The sequence below is a fragment of the Anaerobacillus sp. ABR4_321 genome (assembly GCF_056158505.1).
This window is the reverse complement of sequence record NZ_JBSWTK010000001.1, coordinates 3,803,371-3,821,699: the sequence shown is the minus strand read 5'-3', so window position 1 is coordinate 3,821,699 and position 18,329 is coordinate 3,803,371. Positions and strand designations below refer to the sequence as shown.

At 42.7% G+C, this 18,329-nt stretch carries 24 protein-coding genes; 21 read left to right on the top strand and 3 right to left on the bottom strand.

The annotated features are described in order from the left end of the window. The first annotated feature begins 132 nt into the window (after nucleotides 1-132). From ACXADT_RS20120 to ACXADT_RS20060, 13 genes are all read left to right on the top strand, one after another. A complete protein-coding gene (locus tag ACXADT_RS20120; RefSeq protein ID WP_474832541.1) occupies nucleotides 133-609 on the top strand; it encodes a hypothetical protein in 477 nt (158 codons plus the stop codon). A 138-nt stretch (nucleotides 610-747) separates the two neighbouring features. Then, entirely contained in the window at nucleotides 748-2,328 is a 1,581-nt protein-coding gene (locus ACXADT_RS20115) for a long-chain-fatty-acid--CoA ligase (protein WP_474832540.1), read from the top strand. Between the two features lie 110 nt (nucleotides 2,329-2,438). Then, nucleotides 2,439-2,639: a hypothetical protein gene (locus ACXADT_RS20110; RefSeq protein WP_474832539.1), complete on the top strand. Its 201-nt coding sequence runs from the start codon at nucleotides 2,439-2,441 to the stop codon at nucleotides 2,637-2,639. A gap of 81 nt (nucleotides 2,640-2,720) precedes the next feature. After that, on the top strand, nucleotides 2,721-2,969 hold the full coding sequence (locus tag ACXADT_RS20105; RefSeq protein ID WP_474832538.1) for a hypothetical protein: 249 nt from the start codon (nucleotides 2,721-2,723) through the stop codon (nucleotides 2,967-2,969). Further along, complete coding sequence (locus ACXADT_RS20100) at nucleotides 2,969-3,448, top strand: DUF2306 domain-containing protein (protein ID WP_474813549.1); 480 nt, start codon at nucleotides 2,969-2,971, stop codon at nucleotides 3,446-3,448. The genes ACXADT_RS20105 and ACXADT_RS20100 overlap by 1 nt, the downstream gene beginning before the upstream one ends. A 105-nt stretch (nucleotides 3,449-3,553) precedes the next feature. After that, nucleotides 3,554-4,027: a divergent PAP2 family protein gene (locus tag ACXADT_RS20095; protein ID WP_270180906.1), complete on the top strand. Its 474-nt coding sequence runs from the start codon at nucleotides 3,554-3,556 to the stop codon at nucleotides 4,025-4,027. Between the two features lie 130 nt (nucleotides 4,028-4,157). Continuing rightward, a complete protein-coding gene (locus ACXADT_RS20090; protein WP_474832537.1) occupies nucleotides 4,158-4,529 on the top strand; it encodes a VOC family protein in 372 nt (123 codons plus the stop codon). A 439-nt stretch (nucleotides 4,530-4,968) separates the two neighbouring features. After that, complete coding sequence (locus ACXADT_RS20085; protein WP_474832536.1) at nucleotides 4,969-5,499, top strand: GNAT family N-acetyltransferase; 531 nt, start codon at nucleotides 4,969-4,971, stop codon at nucleotides 5,497-5,499. A 168-nt stretch (nucleotides 5,500-5,667) separates the two neighbouring features. After that, nucleotides 5,668-6,966: an ATP-binding protein gene (locus ACXADT_RS20080; protein WP_474832535.1), complete on the top strand. Its 1,299-nt coding sequence runs from the start codon at nucleotides 5,668-5,670 to the stop codon at nucleotides 6,964-6,966. 75 nt (nucleotides 6,967-7,041) lie between these two features. Further along, a complete protein-coding gene (locus ACXADT_RS20075) occupies nucleotides 7,042-7,242 on the top strand; it encodes a PspC domain-containing protein (RefSeq protein WP_270180910.1) in 201 nt (66 codons plus the stop codon). Between the two features lie 50 nt (nucleotides 7,243-7,292). Further along, nucleotides 7,293-7,973: an HAD family hydrolase gene (locus ACXADT_RS20070; RefSeq protein ID WP_474832534.1), complete on the top strand. Its 681-nt coding sequence runs from the start codon at nucleotides 7,293-7,295 to the stop codon at nucleotides 7,971-7,973. Beyond that, a complete protein-coding gene (locus tag ACXADT_RS20065; RefSeq protein WP_474832533.1) occupies nucleotides 7,970-8,599 on the top strand; it encodes a YdcF family protein in 630 nt (209 codons plus the stop codon). Before ACXADT_RS20070 ends, ACXADT_RS20065 begins: the two co-directional genes overlap by 4 nt. 19 nt (nucleotides 8,600-8,618) lie before the next feature. Continuing rightward, nucleotides 8,619-9,389 carry an SDR family oxidoreductase gene (locus tag ACXADT_RS20060; protein ID WP_474832532.1) on the top strand — a complete coding sequence of 257 codons (771 nt, stop codon included), beginning with the start codon at nucleotides 8,619-8,621 and terminating at the stop codon, nucleotides 9,387-9,389. A 41-nt stretch (nucleotides 9,390-9,430) separates the two neighbouring features. Here ACXADT_RS20060 and ACXADT_RS20055 read toward each other — a convergent pair whose 3' ends face one another. Further along, nucleotides 9,431-10,024 carry a hypothetical protein gene (locus ACXADT_RS20055; RefSeq protein ID WP_474832531.1) on the bottom strand — a complete coding sequence of 198 codons (594 nt, stop codon included), beginning with the start codon at nucleotides 10,022-10,024 and terminating at the stop codon, nucleotides 9,431-9,433. Nucleotides 10,025-10,082: 58 nt separating this feature from the next. Next, complete coding sequence (locus ACXADT_RS20050) at nucleotides 10,083-10,667, bottom strand: hypothetical protein (protein WP_474832530.1); 585 nt, start codon at nucleotides 10,665-10,667, stop codon at nucleotides 10,083-10,085. A gap of 254 nt (nucleotides 10,668-10,921) precedes the next feature. Here ACXADT_RS20050 and ACXADT_RS20045 point away from each other — a divergent pair, with 254 nt between their 5' ends. The 4 genes from ACXADT_RS20045 to ACXADT_RS20030 all read left to right on the top strand — a co-directional run bounded on the left by ACXADT_RS20045 (nucleotide 10,922) and on the right by ACXADT_RS20030 (nucleotide 13,849). Further along, complete coding sequence (locus ACXADT_RS20045; RefSeq protein ID WP_474832529.1) at nucleotides 10,922-12,436, top strand: BCCT family transporter; 1,515 nt, start codon at nucleotides 10,922-10,924, stop codon at nucleotides 12,434-12,436. Between the two features lie 178 nt (nucleotides 12,437-12,614). Then, nucleotides 12,615-13,226: an LPXTG cell wall anchor domain-containing protein gene (locus ACXADT_RS20040; RefSeq protein WP_474832528.1), complete on the top strand. Its 612-nt coding sequence runs from the start codon at nucleotides 12,615-12,617 to the stop codon at nucleotides 13,224-13,226. A 159-nt stretch (nucleotides 13,227-13,385) separates the two neighbouring features. After that, a complete protein-coding gene (locus tag ACXADT_RS20035; RefSeq protein WP_270180919.1) occupies nucleotides 13,386-13,538 on the top strand; it encodes an aspartyl-phosphate phosphatase Spo0E family protein in 153 nt (50 codons plus the stop codon). A gap of 23 nt (nucleotides 13,539-13,561) precedes the next feature. Further along, nucleotides 13,562-13,849: a hypothetical protein gene (locus ACXADT_RS20030; protein WP_474832527.1), complete on the top strand. Its 288-nt coding sequence runs from the start codon at nucleotides 13,562-13,564 to the stop codon at nucleotides 13,847-13,849. Nucleotides 13,850-13,883: 34 nt separating this feature from the next. On the opposite strand, the gene glnA is transcribed toward ACXADT_RS20030, so the two are convergent. After that, a complete protein-coding gene (gene glnA, locus ACXADT_RS20025; protein WP_270180921.1) occupies nucleotides 13,884-15,206 on the bottom strand; it encodes a type I glutamate--ammonia ligase in 1,323 nt (440 codons plus the stop codon). A 269-nt stretch (nucleotides 15,207-15,475) separates the two neighbouring features. On the opposite strand from glnA, the gene ACXADT_RS20020 reads away from it, so the two are divergent. The 4 genes from ACXADT_RS20020 to ACXADT_RS20005 all read left to right on the top strand — a co-directional run bounded on the left by ACXADT_RS20020 (nucleotide 15,476) and on the right by ACXADT_RS20005 (nucleotide 18,324). Further along, nucleotides 15,476-16,255, top strand: coding sequence for a GNAT family N-acetyltransferase (locus ACXADT_RS20020; protein ID WP_474832526.1), 780 nt, complete (start codon nucleotides 15,476-15,478; stop codon nucleotides 16,253-16,255). Next, nucleotides 16,248-16,670, top strand: coding sequence for a GNAT family N-acetyltransferase (locus ACXADT_RS20015; RefSeq protein ID WP_474832525.1), 423 nt, complete (start codon nucleotides 16,248-16,250; stop codon nucleotides 16,668-16,670). Before ACXADT_RS20020 ends, ACXADT_RS20015 begins: the two co-directional genes overlap by 8 nt. A gap of 61 nt (nucleotides 16,671-16,731) precedes the next feature. Next, a complete protein-coding gene (locus tag ACXADT_RS20010; RefSeq protein ID WP_474832524.1) occupies nucleotides 16,732-17,232 on the top strand; it encodes a DUF1648 domain-containing protein in 501 nt (166 codons plus the stop codon). 138 nt (nucleotides 17,233-17,370) lie between these two features. After that, a complete protein-coding gene (locus tag ACXADT_RS20005) occupies nucleotides 17,371-18,324 on the top strand; it encodes a ribose-phosphate diphosphokinase (protein WP_270180925.1) in 954 nt (317 codons plus the stop codon). Nucleotides 18,325-18,329 lie beyond the last annotated feature (5 nt).

Below are 18,329 nucleotides of genomic sequence, written 5' to 3'. Positions count from 1 at the left end.
ACGTTCTAGTAAAAGTATAATGAAAATCAGCTCAAGAAGAAAATAAAATGGATGTGTATGGAAGGTTTTGGATGCCGAGTAGTAGAAGATGAGAGCAGTAGTGATGGAAGTGTATGTAGAGAGGGGTTAAGTATGAGAAATTGGATGATAATCATAGGAACGCTCTTCCTTGTGCTGGCAGGCTGTACATCGAATAAAGAAGCTGTGACGCTCCCTGATCATATTCCAGAACATGTGTCAGAAAAAGATTTTGAAGAAATCGATTGGGAGAGAAAAGCGGAGCCGTTTGCGGATGGAAACATGATTGGAAATGAAAATAAGACTGGCGTCATCGGCATGGACCAACCTAGTTTAGAGGGTCAGAAATGGATGTGGCATCTATGGGGAGTGGAGGATACGGATTTAACGGTAGTCGGTTATCACCGTGAGAGCGGTACGGTTCACCAGATTCTTGCTGGTGCTTGGACGATTCCTTTAGGGGGAGAAAACAATGGAGCGGATTCACACGCCCCTTCTTCAGTAAACGTTCCGAAAAAGGGGGAGTGGGCCATGCTGGTATATACGGGTGATTCCTTGTTCGATACGCTAATTTATGAGATTGAAAAATAGGTGAAGGCGAGCGGCTCTTTAGAGAGCCGCTTTTGTTGTTATAGTTTCTGTTTTAATATTTTTGGGTTGATATAGTACAGTTGAATATTTAGAATAGTATGTAAACGCTTTAAATTCTCAAAAGGGAGAGTGGATGTGTTGAACGTACCATTAGTGCTAACTGATTTTCTTGATCGAGCTGTCGACCTGTATGGAGAAAAGCCTGCGATTATCGATGATGAGCGTGTGTTAACATACAACGAGCTGAATAGCCGTGTAAACCAGCTTTCACGTGGACTAAAAGCACTTGGAATCGAAAAAGGTGATAAAGTCGCTTACCTTGCACCAAATACGACTGAAATGCTAGAAGGATTCTATGGGGTGTATCAAGTCGGAGGTGTCATGACGCCGCTGAATACACGACTCAATCAGACTGACTACCAATTTATACTGGAGCATAGTGAAAGTAAGGCGCTTTTTGTAGACGAAGAGCTTTTTCCTCTCGTGGAAAATGTACTCCCTCTCCTGCCTGAGCTTAAGCATGTGTTTGTTCACGGAAACGATCAAGACGGTGGACGAGCTTACGAGCCGTGGCTACGTACCTTCTCAGATGAAGCGTTTGAGCGAACGGTACTCGATGAAAATGATATCGCATCCCTATTATACACGAGTGGAACGACCGGGGATCCGAAGGGAGTACTGCTGAGCCATCGCTCGAACTATCTTCATGCTCTATCCACGATGCACCATCTTCGTGTAAGTGATCAAGATACGCTGCTTCACGTGCTTCCTATGTTTCATGTGAATGGATGGGGTTCCCCCTTTTACTATACAGCGAACGGTGCTACGCAAGTGATGCTAAGAAAAACAGATCCGACTCTCATTTTAGATAAAATTAAGAAACACGGTGTTTCTATTCTCCATATGGCGCCAACCGTACTCAACATGGTCATTGAAGCATTTGAAGAAGAAAAGCCTGCGATCGATCAAGATGTACGAGTGGTGATCGCTGGCTCAGCACCGCCTCCTGCTTTTGTTCGAAAAGTTGAAGAGGACCTGAGGTGGAAATTCATCCAGGTATATGGGATGACTGAAATCTCACCATTGATCACGACGTCAGAACTACGCTCGATGGACATCGATCTTCCATCTGAAGAAAGGTATAAGCTACAATCAAAAGCAGGGTATGCGATGATTGGAAGCAAAGTAAAAGTCGTCGATGAACTTGGCGATGAGGTTCCACACGATGGAAGAGCGATCGGTGAAATCATCACGCGTACGAACGGCGTGATGGAAGGGTACTATAAAAATCCTGAAGCGACGAATGCGACAATCCGTAACGGGTGGCTTTATACGGGAGACATGGCTGTCGTGGATGAGGGTGGAACAATTGAAATCGTGGACCGAAAAAAAGATGTGATCATTAGCGGCGGAGAAAACATTTCTTCTATCGAAGTAGAAGCGACGCTTTACGAACATCCATCTATCTTGGAAGTCGCCGTTGTTTCAAAACCAGATGAAAAGTGGGGAGAGTCTCCACACGCAGTGGTCGTTCTTCGTGATGGCGAAACGCTGACAGAAGAGGAGCTGATCTCATTTTGCCGAGAAAAGCTTGCCCATTTTAAAGCCCCGAAAAGCGTGTCGTTCATGGACGAACTGCCAAAAACAGCATCAGGTAAAATACAGAAGGTCGTGATTCGAAAATCGTTCTGGAAAGATAAAAATAGATTAGTAAACTGAGTGAAGTAAGGCATTTCCTACGTGGAAATGTCTTTTTTGAAACCAAAAAAAGGAAATTGGGGAGCGGAATCGAAAGAGTGATGTGGCGAATAAAAAGGAAGGGGAGCAATATGAGAAGAGTATCTGTTCTAGGGAAGATTAATTTAGTTCTTGGGCCGGTGTTTCTAACTGTTGGGATTTCGCTCGTTTTCTTAGATGGCTCGACGTCTCTCATCATTGCATTTGCAGCTCTTGGCTTAGCTTTGATTCTATCATCACTATTTTTAAACAAATCGCTGGTTAAAAAGGATAGCAATGAAATATCAAAGTAACTTGCCAAAGGTCGATGAGCGTGAGCATAGTAAGCTGTTAAATGAAGGATGGACGCCGAGAAGCTATAGAAATCACGATACTTGTGGGTCATGGCAGCACCTTTTCTTACCCTATCGGTTCTATTGTCGCTCGTTCTAAGTTTAATCGGCCTGTTAACACTGACGATGAAGATGTTGATTTTATTAAACACAGCCGCATCCTCCGTTGATATGTTGAATGTGTTCCTCATTACAAAACAAGTTCCAGCGAACGCTACGTTACGAAACAATGGGATGAAAACATATTGGCGGAAGAGTGAGGGGGAGCGCAAAAACGCAGGAGGTTTTTAATGGAGATTTTATTAGCTGTACATATTCTTGCAGGAACGATCTGCTTGATCACCGGTATTGGTGCGATGGTGTTTAAGAAGCGGAAAGGGAAGCACACGAACGTTGGACAAGTTTACCATGCATCTTATGTCCTCGTATTCATCACAGCCGTACTGATGGCGATCGTTCACTGGCAAGAGAGTCAATACCTTTTCTATATCGCATTGTTTTCATATGGTCTCGCCTTAGTCGGATTTCTATCGGTTAAAAAGAAAAAATCGAAGAGATGGTTAACGCTCCATATCGGTGGCATGCTCGGTTCTTATATTGGCATTGTAACGGCAACGCTCGTAGTCAATGTTTCTAAGATTCCTGTTTTGAACGAACTGCCAACGATCTACTATTGGTTTTTACCTACGATTATTGGGACGCCTATCATCAGAATGGTAGGACAACGATATAAAGCGAAAAAGCCTAGGAAGATGAAAACAGCGGTTTGATGCCGTAATTTGAAAATGTGAAGTAATCTCGATTCACTCGAATAAAAACGCTCTACTTAGGGTAATGGGAATAAAAGATTACTAGCTTAAGTGGAGGGTGAAAAGATGCAGAAAATGAATAGAGGAATCCTCACAGCAGTGTCCTCGATCGCAATCGCACAAGGATTGAAGATTTTAACGTACAAGCGGTTAACAGGGAATTGGGATTTCAAGCAGGTAGCAACAACAGGCGGGATGCCGAGCTCCCATTCAGCAGGGGTATCCGCTCTTGCGACGTATATCGCAGCAAACAAAGGCTCACGTCATACGGAAACAGCACTGGCTGCAATATTTGGTGTAATCGTCATGTACGATGCCCAAGGAATTCGCCGTCATACAGGAGAAATCGCACAACTTGTGAACGACCTTGAAGACAATATCGCTGAGATTTCAAACTCTGGTCAATTTGCTAGCTTTGAGTTTGTGGAACGTGAAAAAGAATTAAAAGAGCTCCTCGGCCATCAGCCTGTTGAAGTACTCGGCGGTGCGCTGCTCGGTGCCGTGCTAGGTTTCTTTTCGGCGAAACTAGAAAACAAATAATCGAAAGAGGCGCTTGCCGAGGGTAGGCGTCTTGGTAGGGGATTTCTTTAGGTAGTTTAAAAGAGCCGCTTTAACGATGTAGAAGCCCAAAAGTGCGTGTTTTCAACACATGATTAGGAGGGTGTATAGAATGGTAAGTCCGATCGCAAACAAAGTACATACCATTTTTGTTCATGTTACTGATTTAGAACGCTCTGTGCGTTGGTATACAACGTTACTAGGTCAAGAGGTCAGTTCAGAAGTGGCGGATCCTGTCTACAATTTGAAGATCGATCATCATACAGGAGTTGTCCTCGATGCTGGTCCTGAGGGAGAGACGAAGAGAGTTGACCCATCAAAGCATCCGATCTTCAATTTTCATACAGATGATATTCAAAAGGCTTATGAATATGTAAAAGAACTCGGATATACAATTGACTCTGAAATCGTGCATTTCGATGACTTTTCTTTCTTCAATATTGAAGATCCTGATGGAAATATCGTGATGGTTTGTACAGGGTGATCCAAGAACAATGAAGAGGGACTTCATACGAAGTTCCTCAGCTTGTCGAGAATCTATGCACATATTCGGTTCTCCGAACGCCGTAGTCGATGACGATCGCATGCTTTCCGCGGACGAACGTCCAAGCCCGAGGTGAAGCCCACACCCCGGTCTCGGCCGCCCGTTCTACCGCAGGAGTCTGCGATCGTCTCTCCTACTTGAAGAGAATAAATCCCAAAAAAACATTCCGTCACAATGGTTTAACAGACGAATATTGGAATTCTGCTCTTCCTTTTACCCATTAACGGTAAATTGAAAATGGAATTCATCATAACACTGAGACTTTCTCTACAATCTAGGAAGGGACTTCATACGAAGTTCCTCTTTTTGTGTGCTTCATGATTTTCTTGCATTCAACACATAGTATAGAGAAAGGCTTTCTCAGATGGAGAGTGACGGTATGAAGAAGATCATCCTAACGACTGATCGACTCGTTCTTCGGGAAATGTACCGAGAAGATGTTGATCACCTTTTAGAAATGTTTCAGGATCCTGAAGTGATGAAGTATTACTCTGGTTTGAAAAATCGAGAAGAGACTAGGAAATGGATCGAATGGACGCGCGAAAACTATGGTAAGTATGGTGTTGGGTTATGGATCGTCGAAGGTAAGAGCACTGGTGAATTCCTAGGACAGTGCGGTCTCGTTTTACAGAAAGTCGATGGCAACATGGAGATCGAACTAGGATATTTATTGAAGAGGTGCCAATGGGGAAAGGGGATCGCACTTGAAGCTGCACGTGCTTGTAAACACTATTGGTATGAAAAGATGACTGCAGAGAGAGTGATTTCTCTTATCGATCCTCTTAACGATCGATCGGCAAAACTCGCAGCTCGAATTGGGATGAAGTATGAAAAGCGTATTAGGAAATGGGAAAAGGAACTAGATCTCTACTCATTTTATCGTAGTGATTTCACCCAGATTAAGGAATAAATAGAAGGTGCTGTATAAGTTGGGATTCGATTGTACTAAAGATAGATTCAGGACTATTTTACCTTTTTGTAAACATTTACGAAGCGGGCGTTAGTAAAAGAGGAATAGGACTTTTGGGGCAGAATGTATAGTGGTGTACTCACAAAAATCTAGATGTGTGGTGAAACCATGATATTGACGGCTAAGAGTGTGCTATTAAACCTTCTGGTGGTTTTTGCCCCATTAAGTATCATTCAGGTTTTCTATCTCCTCCAGCATACGAACTTTTTGAAACGTTCCTCTAAATGGATCCTTACTATTTTTCCTGGTATTTCAATCGTCTTTTGTATGATGTATCCCTTTGTATTTAACGATGAATTTATTTTAGATTTCAGAAGAATTCCTTTTATACTGGGTGGGCTGTATGGTGGTCATTGGGTTGCGTTCGGGTACCTGATCGTCACACTTGGGTTCCGCTATTCCATCGGTGGTTCAGGATTTATCACGACGCTTATCTTCTTCGGCGGGCTTGCGATCATCATTTCATTCTTGTCTCCAATGTTTAAAAAACTCGATCTGAAGCATAAGCTCCTATTAGCCCTGGCGCTCGATAGCGTTGTTGGATGGTTTTCGGCAGGGTTTAGTTTAGCATTCTATGATACTGGTTTACCTACGAATGTGTGGGTTGTCTTCAATATCACTTCGTCAATTGGAATCATCGTCGCCATCCTCGTGTATGAAGTATTCATCAGTCAGTTTAACTTATTGAATTCGGTTATGGAAGGTCAGAAGCTGAAGGTCGCTAGCCATCTTGCGGCAAGTATTTCTCATGAAGTAAGAAATCCGCTTACCGTTAGCAGAGGTTTCCTTCAGCTCATCGATAGCGATGTGAAAGACCCAAAAACAAAGGGCTATATGGATCTTGCGATAAAGGAAATCGACCGAGCAACGGATATCATCAACGACTATCTCACGTTTGCGAAGCCGTATCCAGAGAAGTACGATGTGATTGAAATTGAAAGGGAACTCTACACGAGTCTCAACGTCATTCAACCACTTGCCACAATGAGCGATGTGAGGATCAATTCGCATATCGAGCTGCCATCAACGATTATTGAATATGAAAAGAAAAAGTTCCAGCAGTGCATCATGAACATTTTGAAGAATAGTATCGAGGCGATGCCTGAAGGAGGCACCTTGACCGTTCACGCGACAAAACAGGGAAGCAAAGTAGTCGTTGCGATTACTGATACGGGTGTCGGCATGACGCCTGAACAGCTTTCACGCATCGGTGAACCGTTTTTTACTACGAAAGAAAAAGGGACGGGCCTCGGCATGATGGTGACTCATAGTATCATTTCTGCGATGAACGGTCATCTGTCATTTGAAAGCAAACCTGGTAAGGGCACGACCGTTACGATCTTTCTTGAAGTGAAAGAATCCTCTACAACAGGTTTTGCAGAACAGTCTAAGAAAGGAATCTCTTAATGAAACTTTTGAAACCTTCTCATAGGGGGAATCGTATAGATAGACAAGTACCCATTAAGAAAGGTGGATGTTCGTATGAAAAAGCTATACAAATCAACGCAAGATCGGAAATTATCAGGTGTGTTAGGCGGACTGAGTGAAGTTTGGAACATGGATGCAAGCATGTTACGAATTGTTTTCGCGGTGTTGACCGTTTTATTAGTAGGACTCCCGATGGTCCTCATCTATGTGGTAGCAGCACTAATCTTGCCAGATGATAAGGATGTTTGGGAATAAGGTGAAGACAGTAGTCTTCACTTTTTTTATTGAGAAGGAGGGAAACGTGCATGAAAGCAGTTCTTTTTGACCTAGATGGAACCTTATTAAATCGAGATGCTTCGCTCGAAGCATTCATTCGTTACCAATACGACCGCTTTCCACAGGTAGTGGGTCACATTCCGAAGGACGTATATTGTGAAGCATTTATCAAATTTGATCAGCGCGGTTACGTTTGGAAAGATAAGGTGTATCAACGGATGATCTCAGAATTCAAGTTGAAAGGTGTGACCCCTGAGGAACTATTACACGACTACGTAAGCGAATTTAAGCATCACTGTGTCCCGTTTCCAAATCTCGTAGCGATGCTTGAAGAGCTAACGTCTCGTAACCTTACGTTAGGGATTATTTCTAATGGATTTGGACAGTTTCAGATGGATAATATAAAAGCGCTAGGCATTCACGGTTATTTTGATGCGATTTTCATCTCAGAGTGGGAAGGATTAAAGAAGCCAGAGGCGAACTTGTTCTATCGGGCACTGAGTAAGCTCGGTGCATCGCCAGAAGAGAGCTTATTTATCGGTGATCATCCTGAGAATGACGTACACGCTGCCAAGCGAATCGGGATGAAGGGAGTCTGGAAGAAAGATAATCATTGGGAAACACCGGATGCTGATGCGGTGATCGATGATCTGATAGAGCTTCCACGTTTACTCGATAAACTGGAGCCAGAGAAGGAGCGAAAACATTGAAGCCAGTCATACCGAAAGCACCAACGATGCCAGAACTAGCGCAACATGAATGGAACGAAATCGAAGAGGTCGTTTTTGGAGAAGTGAAGACGCCTCGGCGGTGTGATGTTCTATTTATCTATAGCGGCACACATCCAGGACACTGGGAAAAAGCGATTGAAGCCTATCACAATGGATATGCGAAAGACATAATCGTCACAGGCGGAAAGAGTTTAACGGGCGTTCCTCACCCTGATTGGGATGATGAAGTCGCTTCAGAAGCGGACGTGATACTCTCCCACCTTCAGGGTAATGGGGTGCCTAAAGAATGTATCTCGTACGAAAAGAAATCGACCAATACACTAGAAAACGTGATCTATGCAAAGGAAGTGTACGATTTTAGCCGTACGAAATCTGTTATGTACATATGTAAAAGTCATGCAGCAGGACGCCAGTATCGAACGCTAGCAAAGCATCTTCCGAGTTCAATCAAGTACACTTCGTACACGTTTGATTGTACCTATAACGGTGTACGCGTTGGAAGGGATAATTGGATGGATATAGAGGAAGGTAGAAAACGCGTTTGGGGAGAATACCTAAGGATTCAGCACTATGGAGAGCTAGGGCATATTTTGGCAGTTCAATAGAATGTAAGGAGATCACAATATGATTGAACGAATAGCGATTATTACCGGGGCAAGCCGGCCTAAAGGCATTGGTGCCGCGATTTGTCGTGAGCTAGCTTCAAAAGGGGTTCATGTCTTTTTTACTCATTTCACTCCCTTTGATGAGACGACTGGATATGATGATGCAGATCATCAGTGGGCAGAGACATTTGCGAGTGAGCTTAGAAGAAAAGGCGTAAACGTTGGTCACATGAACTTGAATCTAGCAGATAAAGACGCGCCGGACCAACTACTTGATAACGTTGAACGAGAGCTTGGGAAACCTACCATTCTCGTAAACAACGCAGCACACTGCGAAGAAGTAAGCTATAAAGAATTAACAGCTGAAATACTAGCAAAACACTTTGAAGTTAACGTTCAGGGAGCGTGTATGCTGACGGTGGAATTCGCGAAGCGGTTAGAAGGGACGCGGTTAGGCGGACGGATCGTGAATCTAGTGTCTGGGCAAGACAAAAGTCCGGTAGCAGGAAACCTGGCCTACATCACATCAAAAGGGGCTATCTCTGCTTTTACAAGATCACTAGCGACAGAGGTTGCATCTGAAGAAATCACGGTGAATGCGGTTGATCCTGGCCCGACCGATTCTGGTTGGATGGATCAAGCAACGCAAGAGTTTTTAAAACCTAAGTTTCCAACGGGACGAATCGGGACACCAGAGGATGCAGCGCGTTTGATTTCATTTCTCACAAGTGAAGAAGCAAGGTGGGTAACCGGTCAGATCATTCATTCAGATGGCGGGTTTTGGGATTAAGAAAAAACTGTGATCAGGCACGTGCCTGATCACAGTTTTTTTTATCCATCTACGCGTCTTCTAGCTACTAGCAAAAGTGCGCCTGCTAGCACTGCCCCACTACCGATCACCATCATCGTTGGAAGGTTTGTTGCAGTGTCTGGCATTTCTCCGCCTTTATTTCCTTCATTAGCTCCTTTTGTGACAGAGCGCTCAGCAAATTCCCACTTTTCTGCTTCATACGTATAATGAACAGTTAGCGTATATTCTCCGCGAAGTTCATTTTCACCAGTTTGCGTAAGTTTATAGTTTTGGTCATCGACTTGTTCTAGTGTATAGTCTTTGTCCCACATGACTTCAACCGGTGCGTCCATCGACTTAAGATAAAGCTTACCATCATCTTCTTTAAAATACGTGTCAACGTAATAGCGAGCAGGTTCAGGCAGCATGTGCTGATTAAATTCCTGTTCAAGGCGATCTTTCGAATCATAGTTTTTCACAACGCCATCTTCATTTGTTTCTTGATGAATGAGCTCATGAAACTTCTGCTCCATTTCTTTTACAGGTGGCTCACCATGATTGTCAGCAAACACAGGTGTGTTCATTCCCATAAAGACTAGACCAGCAACTACGAGTGCAGATAGAAATCGATACAAGTTAGAACCTCCTTGATAAATTTTATCTCACGGTTGTATCAAACCGTTCACCACGTGATTAAGCGCTTACACGTCTTTTAGCAAGTACTAGTGCTCCTGCTAGCATGACCGTACCACCCAATGCCATCGTGAGTGGCAAGATTGTTGCTGTATCAGGCATTTCTCCGCCAGATGAATCATTCGCAACATGATTCATACGATCAGCGAATACCCATTTCCCTGCTTCGTATTTGTAGTGAATCGTTAGGGTGTATTCTCCGCGCATGTTATTTTCATTTGGTTGAGTAAGTTTATAATGATTTTCATTAATTTTTTCGAGGGTGTAATCTTTGTTGTCGAGTAGTCTTACGGGGCCATCTCGGGCGATTTTGATGAGTTTTCCATCGCGTTCTTCAAAGAACGTATCAACATAATGATCAGCCAGCGGCCACACCATTATGCTTTTGAACTCTTGCTCCAAACGATCGATTGAATCGTACTTCTTTACTTCGTTTTCCTTGTTCGTTTCAAGTTCGATCAGCTCATCGAATTGATTCTCTAACTCCTCCACCGGTGGCTTTCCATGGTCTTCAGCATAAACTGGGTTGTTCATGCCTAAGAAGAGTAGACCAACTACGACGAGTGCAGAAATGAATCGAAACAATGTAAAACCTCCTTAATTAGTGTACATATTTTATGTTCCGGGTTTATCTGGAAGTTAAACGTATTTTAGTAAATTTTCTGTAAAAAAATTAATATTTGTGATCTTTCTGTAATAATGCAAAGCGTTAAGAACTTTAGAAACTTTTTTGCGATTTTTGTCTTACATCGTCAGTTTTTAGGGTAATAGGGGGGAGGGACCTTATTCGCATAGGTTTTATACAGCAACATTCAAATCGTTATGATGAGGTGAAAGGATTGAAGAACGTTACGTCAGTTTTTTGGTACGGATTATTGATCTGTGGATTAGTAGTCCTATGGGGAGCAGTAGCTCCATCTAATTTAGAAAGCGTCACATCAGCTGTGACAGGATATATATCAACACAGTTCGGATGGTATTATCTCTTAATCGTTATGGTCATTCTAGGATTTTGTATCTACTTAATCTTTTCGCCATTTAAAAATATTAAGCTTGGTGGAAACAATGAAAAGCCCGAGTTTCCGCTTGCAACATGGTTTGCGATGCTCTTTAGTGCAGGCATGGGAATGGGCATGGTGTTTTGGACTACTGCTGAGCCAATTTCTCACGCATTTAAAAGTAGTCCGAACGGACAAGAAGGAACGCCTGAAGCCATTCAGCAATCTCTCGAGTATTCATTTTTTCATTGGGGCGTCCATGCGTGGGCAGTGTACTCGTTAGTTGCCCTCGTGCTGGCATACTTTAAATTCCATAAAGGGTACCCGGGGTTGATCAGTGCCACGCTCATTCCGCTGTTCGGGAAGAAAAGAATGGAGGGAATAGCAGGGACGTTGATCGATACGCTTGCGGTCGTCGCGACAGTTGTAGGAGTCGCTGCAACGCTTGGATTTGGAACGGCTCAGATTAATGAAGGGTTAGCGTTTCTCTTTGGTACTCCGAGTAACTTTGGAATGCAGCTTTTGATCTTAGTTGTGTCAACGATTCTTTTCATCGCATCTGCATGGTCAGGAATTAGTAAAGGAATAAAGTATTTAAGTAATATCAACTTAGGGTTAGGCTTTGTATTACTTCTAATGCTGCTTATCGTTGGACCAACGCTTTATATCATGAACATGTTTACGAATACGATCGGAGGTTATTTTACAAACTTCTTCGATATGAGTTTCAATATGAATCCAAACAACGAAGACCGTCAGTCATGGGTAAAAGGATGGACGGTGTTCTACTGGGCATGGTGGATCTCATGGTCTCCGTTCGTCGGAATCTTTATTGCGAGAATTTCACGAGGCCGTACGATCAAAGAATTTATGCTTGGCGTGCTCTTCGTTCCATCGATCGTCTGCTTCATCTTTTTCTCAGTGTTCGGGGTATCAGCACTCGATCTTCAGCAGCAGGGGATCGCGATGATCTCAGATTATTCTCTTGAAACGGCGACGTTCGCCGTGCTTGAGCAGTATTCACTAGGGACGCTCATGACGATCATCACACTCTTTGTGATCGCGATTTTCTTTATCACGTCAGCAGACTCTGCGACGTTTGTGCTTGGAATGCTCAGTACGACAGGTAGCTTGAATCCAGCCGCACCTGTGAAGATTCTCTGGGGACTTAGTCTTTCTGCAATGGCAGCGATCATCATCTACTTCGGGGGGACACAGGGACTCCAGAACATGCTTATCATCGCAGCATTCCCGTTCTCTGTCGTGATCCTTATGATGGGATACTCATTCTTTAAAGCTGCAAGTGCGGAAGTGAAAGAGAATAAGACAAATGTGCGTACGAATAAAGCGAGTTGAATTAGGAGTATTGAAGGAAGCTGAATGGATCAGCTTCCTTTTTTTGTATAAATTAATGGTAATTACTTGCATTCTAAACAAACTATGCTAGTATACTAGACAGGCGCAAGATTACAGTTATGTTACAAATATTAAATTTATTACATAGAAGCGCCGAAAATTTTCAGGAGGTTTTACAATGAAAAGAATTCTTTCAGCACTCATCATTGTCACTGGTTTACTGTTTATGGGGTTTCAAAACACAGCACTAGCGCTGGATCATGGAGAACCCCCGGTAAAGGAGCTAGAAGCGGATTTTAACGAGTTATTAGGAGTAAAGAATGAAGAAAGCTCACTTATTTCAAAAGGCTACGATACTATCGAGAAGTTAGAGCAAGTCTTTGGCGAAATTATGGTCCCTGCACTTGCAGAAGTGTATGTTGGTAGTCTCTATAAAGAAGAAGATGGAAAGGTCATGGTCCTACCACAAGATGGTCGCCAAACAATCGATTTCAATCGTGAATATGATTTTACAAAAGTGAATGACAATCATTACAAGCTTTCACAAGTTGCCACAAGCGACCTGTATGAGGGTCATACGTTAACAATCGATTATATCTACAAATCTGGTGAATGGATTTTTGGTAACCGTAATAACCTTCTTCCAGAAGTGCATGTAGATGGTGGAGAGGAAGAAGGAGATCAATTACCTGATACAGCAACACCATTTCCAACGTACATGTTGATCGGCGCAGGTATCATGATGAGTGGTGCAATCGTATTAGTTGCTAGAAAACGCTCAAACGCTTAATAGAATAATAGAGTTGAAAAGGGAAGCTGAACATGCAGCTTCTCTTTTTTTGTTTTGTTAAAGAATTGTTTCTCTCCGCAGTCTTCTAAAATTTAACAGAAAAAGGATTTTTTATGTTACTCTAATGATAGTAACCAAATAACGTAAGGAGTTCGGTAGGTGAAGAAGTTGGAGGAAGAAATATATGAGCTGCGGATGGCGCTTTACGAAGTGGCGTTTGAAGCAGATACTTTTTCAAGTGAAGAAGTCATAGAACTAAGTCAAAAGCTGGATGAGAAATTAGTGAAACTTCAAATAGAGAAGGAAGAGTAAATGTAGTTGAAAGGAGTATGCGGTTGCCAACTTCAGTGCTAGGTAGAGTTTGTGCAGTGTCTCTTTTCTTTTATTTGGGTGTGTTGATCGCTTTGGTCGTAGGGATCTATCAAGATGCTCCACTTGGAGCAATCACACTAGTGATGAAGGTTGGGATCTTTGCGGGCTTTCCTATCTTCATCATTTCTATCTTCGCGGTTAGAAAAGAAATGTTCTATAAAAAATTTGTTCCTGTACTTTCACTAGTCATAAGTTTTTTCTCGTTAATCGGCACATTCTTTTTCATGTTTATATGGTCTTTTGGAGGATAAAAAAATCCGCTCACGTTATGAGCGGATTTTACTTTTACTTATTCATATAACGTTCAACTTCCCACTGACTTACGTTCAGAGAGTAATCGATCCATTCTTTTTCTTTGTCTTCGATGTAGCATCTAGACGTATGCTCACCTAGAGCGTCGATTACGACTTGGTCTTCTTTAAGTGCTTTGATCGCTTCTTTTAGGTTTGTTGGAAGCGTTGGTACATCATCTGTAGACACTTCGTAAAGGTTACGAGACTCTGGTTCACCTGGGTCAAGCTCGTCACGAATTCCTTCCAGACCTGCGTGTAGTACTGCAGCTAGCGTCAAGTAAGGGTTCGCTGTAGGGTCTGGGTTACGGATCTCAAAACGTGTACCCATTCCACGAGTTGTTGGAACGCGGATCATACAGCTGCGGTTAGAGTGAGACCAAGCAACACTTACAGGTGCTTCATAACCAGGAACAAGACGCTTATATGAGTTCACGTTCGGGTTTGTAATTGCCGCAAGACCATTCGCATGGTGAAGAATACCAGCCATGAAGTGTTTCATCGTATCAGAAATTCCGTCTTCTTTGTTTTCGTCAAAGAATGCACTCTCGCCATCTTTAAATAGAGAAAGGTGGCAGTGCATACCAGAACCGTTCTCACCTGCAAATGGTTTAGGCATGAATGTCGCGTGATAATCATGTCCAGTCGCAACGTCTTTTACAACGCTCTTGAACGTTTGGATGTTGTCTGCAGCTTTCAATACACTGTCAAAACGGAAATTGATTTCGTGCTGTCCTTTTGCTACCTCATGGTGAGAAGCTTCCATCTCAAAACCATATTTCTTCAACGTGCGAACGATATCGCGTCGTACTTGGTCACCTTTGTCTTTAGGTGATGCATCGAAGTAACCACCGCGGTCATTCATTTTGCGGATCGGGTAGCCTTCATCATTCAGTTGGAATAAGAAGAATTCTGGTTCAGGTCCAACGTTTACAGTATAGCCAAGGTCTTGTGCTTCTTTCATCGCTCGTTTTAAAATATAGCGAGGGTCACCTTCGAACGGTTCTCCGTCGGGCGTGTGAATATCACAAATGAAGCGTGCGATGCAGTCCGTGTCGACCGCTTCAGGAAGTACTTTGAATGTTTCAAGATCTGGGAACAAGTACATATCACTTTCTTGAATATCTGAAAAGCCTGCGATTGAAGAGCTGTCGAACATCGCTTCATTGTTCATAACACTTTCGATCTCTTCAACAGGAAGCTCTACGTTCTTCGTTTCACCAAGCATGTCTGTAAACTCTAGGCGAATAAATTCTACATTCTTTTCATGAACCTCATCCAAAATAACTTGTTTAATGCCTTCTTTTGTAATCGTCATACATTACCTCACCTTTAGAAAGTTTTTTAACTATTCACTATTTTACCGATAACAACGTATAAGTGTGGATTTATGTAAGGAATCCTGACATAAAATTTCACTTTGTCTATCAGCTATAGAAATAAATACCCTTATTTCGTTCACGTAAACCGCTCAAATAACAATCCATGATAGAAATGGTTTCCAAATGCTTCACTTTGCAAGACAATGATAGTATGTGTAAAAAGATTTGAAATTTGTATCAAAAATTTTATTCATTGAGGTGTCGTATGCAGAAGCATGAATTAAAAGCGTTGTTTGATGAAGAAATGAGAAAAAACGTTACGCCTCCAGGCTTCCGAAGGGAAGAAACCGATCATGTTGTTCGTCACGTTTCAGTCCATCAAGATGAACATGGTTTCATCATCTTTTCTAACTTGACGGATGCTGACGCTAAAAAGGTTATTACGGGTGAAAAAGACCGCTTTGCTACATTAAAACAGGAGTTTGAGTGGAAAGTTTATAGTTATGACGAGCCTTCAAACCTTGTGGATCTTTTAGAAGGTGAAGGATTTAAGAAAGGTGAAAAAGAAGCGTTGATGGTCATCCCGCTTTCTGATGACCACTTTTTGTTACGTCACGATACATCACATGTGAAGGAAATAACCGATTTAGAAGGAATCAACGCGATCATGAAGCTTGAAGAAAGCATCTGGAATCACTCTTTCGCAAGCTTAGGAGAACGGTTATGGCGTGATTTTAAGAATACGAATTCACTCTCCTTATATGGGATATATGAAGCTGGCGATTTGGTAAGTGCTGCCTGGATGTACTTGGAGGGAGAGAATTTTGCGAGCATGTGGGGTGGATCGACGTTACCACAGCATAGGAAAAAGGGACATTACACGGCGCTTTTAGCTGCACGTGCGAAAAAAGCGAAAGAAATGGGGCATCCTATTTTAATGGTCGATGCAAGTCCGATGAGTGAACCAATTTTACAAAAGTGTGGATTTGAACGATTAGGGTATTCGTATGGCATGCTGTATCCTGGAGGTAAGTCACATGATTAAAGAAATGAAGTCTGCTGAAGAGATAAGGGAAGCATTTCTCGTAATGAGTGAGCTGCGCACGAATTTAGATGAAGAATCGTATTTAGAGTATGTGGATGAAGCGCGTAAAAAAGACATGTACCACCTGTATGCACTCTATGAGGAAGGGGAAATCGTAGCCGTCATCGGCTTTACACCGATGATCACCTTATACTATGGAAGAAGTGTATGGGTTTATGATCTTGTGACTCGAAAGGAAGATCGCTCGAAAGGGTACGGCAAGTCGCTCCTTTCCTTTGTGGAGAAGTGGGCTAAAGACAATGGCTATAGTTCCATCGCACTTTCCTCAGGTCTTCAAAGGCATGATGCGCATCGATTTTATGAAGAAAAGATGGCTTATGATAAAGTGAGCTATGTCTTTAAAAAGGAACTCTAAAAAGGAAACTTCCTCACCCTCCATTCGTATAGTATAGTAGACACGAAAAGGAGGGATGACGATGGGGACTCGAAATAGACCGAACATTACTATCGAAAAACCATTTTTACATAACGTCCTAGACATCATAGGGATCTCAGCATTACTCCTTTCAATCGCTTATGTTGTGCTCAACTGGTCAAGCATTCCTGAGGTGGTGCCTCACCATTTCAACGCTGCGGGTGAACCTGATCGGTGGGGAGACAAGTGGACGGTTTTCCTTTTACCTTCGATTGGGGTACTCATGTGGATTGGGCTTTCATTCCTTGAGCGTATCCCTGACTCTTACAATTATGTTGTTAAGATAACAGAAGGAAACGCTGAAAGGCAGTATTACTATGCCGTTACGATGATTCGCCTTCTAAAAAATGAAATCGCAATCTTCTTTGCGTTATTGAGCCAGAAAATCGTTGAGATGTCGAGTACGCAAGAAACCCTCGAGTTTTGGATCGTTCCGGTATTCCTAGTCATCCTATTTGGCACGATCATCATTTATCTCGTAAAATCCATACGGTGGCGATAGGGAACAGGGCAAGATTTCCTTTAATTTTTTGAAGAAAGTTGTACGGGCGCTGTGTTATAGTTGAAGAGAGAATGATTCCCTTACATTACGTTTTGATTGGAAACTTCCTATCGAAATGAACCATAAAGGAGCTACGCTATGCTACGCCAAGAAAAAGACGTGAAAGTATTTGGTTTGAATTCAAACCCTGAACTTACAGAAGAAGTCGTAAAACTTCTTGGAATCGAGTCAGGTAAGTCTTCCGTTAAGCGCTTCGCAGACGGTGAGATCAACATGAATGTTGAAGAAAGTATTCGCGGATGCGATACATATCTAGTTCAGTCGATCGGTGGGGCTGGATTAGGAAACGACTATTTGATGGAGCTCCTCATCATGATCGATGCATTGAAGCGAGCTTCTGCGAAAACGATCAATGTTGTGCTGCCTTATTATGGCTACGCACGTCAGGACAGAAAAACGGGTCCAAGACAGCCGATCACAGCGAAACTGATTGCAAACATGTTAGAACGCTCTGGTGCAACTAGAGTCCTAACGGTCGACCTACATGCGAACCAGATCGAAGGATTCTTCAACATTCCGGTTGACCAGGTTTCTGGTATTCCAGTACTAGCCGAATACTTTGAGAAGAAACAGCTTGAGGATATCGTAATCGTTGCCCCAGATAACAGCAGTGCACTGCGTGCCCGTAAACTCGGCTCACTCCTTGATGCTCCGATCGCATTGATCGATCGTCGTTCATACGACACAGGTGAGCCTTCTACAATCAACGTAATTGGAGATGTAGTAGGTAAAACAGCGATCATTATCGATGATATGATCGATACAGCGAAAAACGTGACGTTCACTTCTCAAATCTTAGAAGAGCACGGTGCGAAAGAAGTGTACGCGACATTCACGCATCCGGTCCTTTCAGGCACGGCTACACAAGAAATCGCACAATCGAATATTAAAGAAATCGTTGTGACGAACACGCTGCCTTTACCGAAGAGCGGTGACATCGATAAGATCACAGTCCTTTCGATCGCACCATTGCTTGCAGAAGCAATCCGCATCGTTCAAGAGAAACTGTCGATCAGTAAGATTAGGAAATAGGTAAT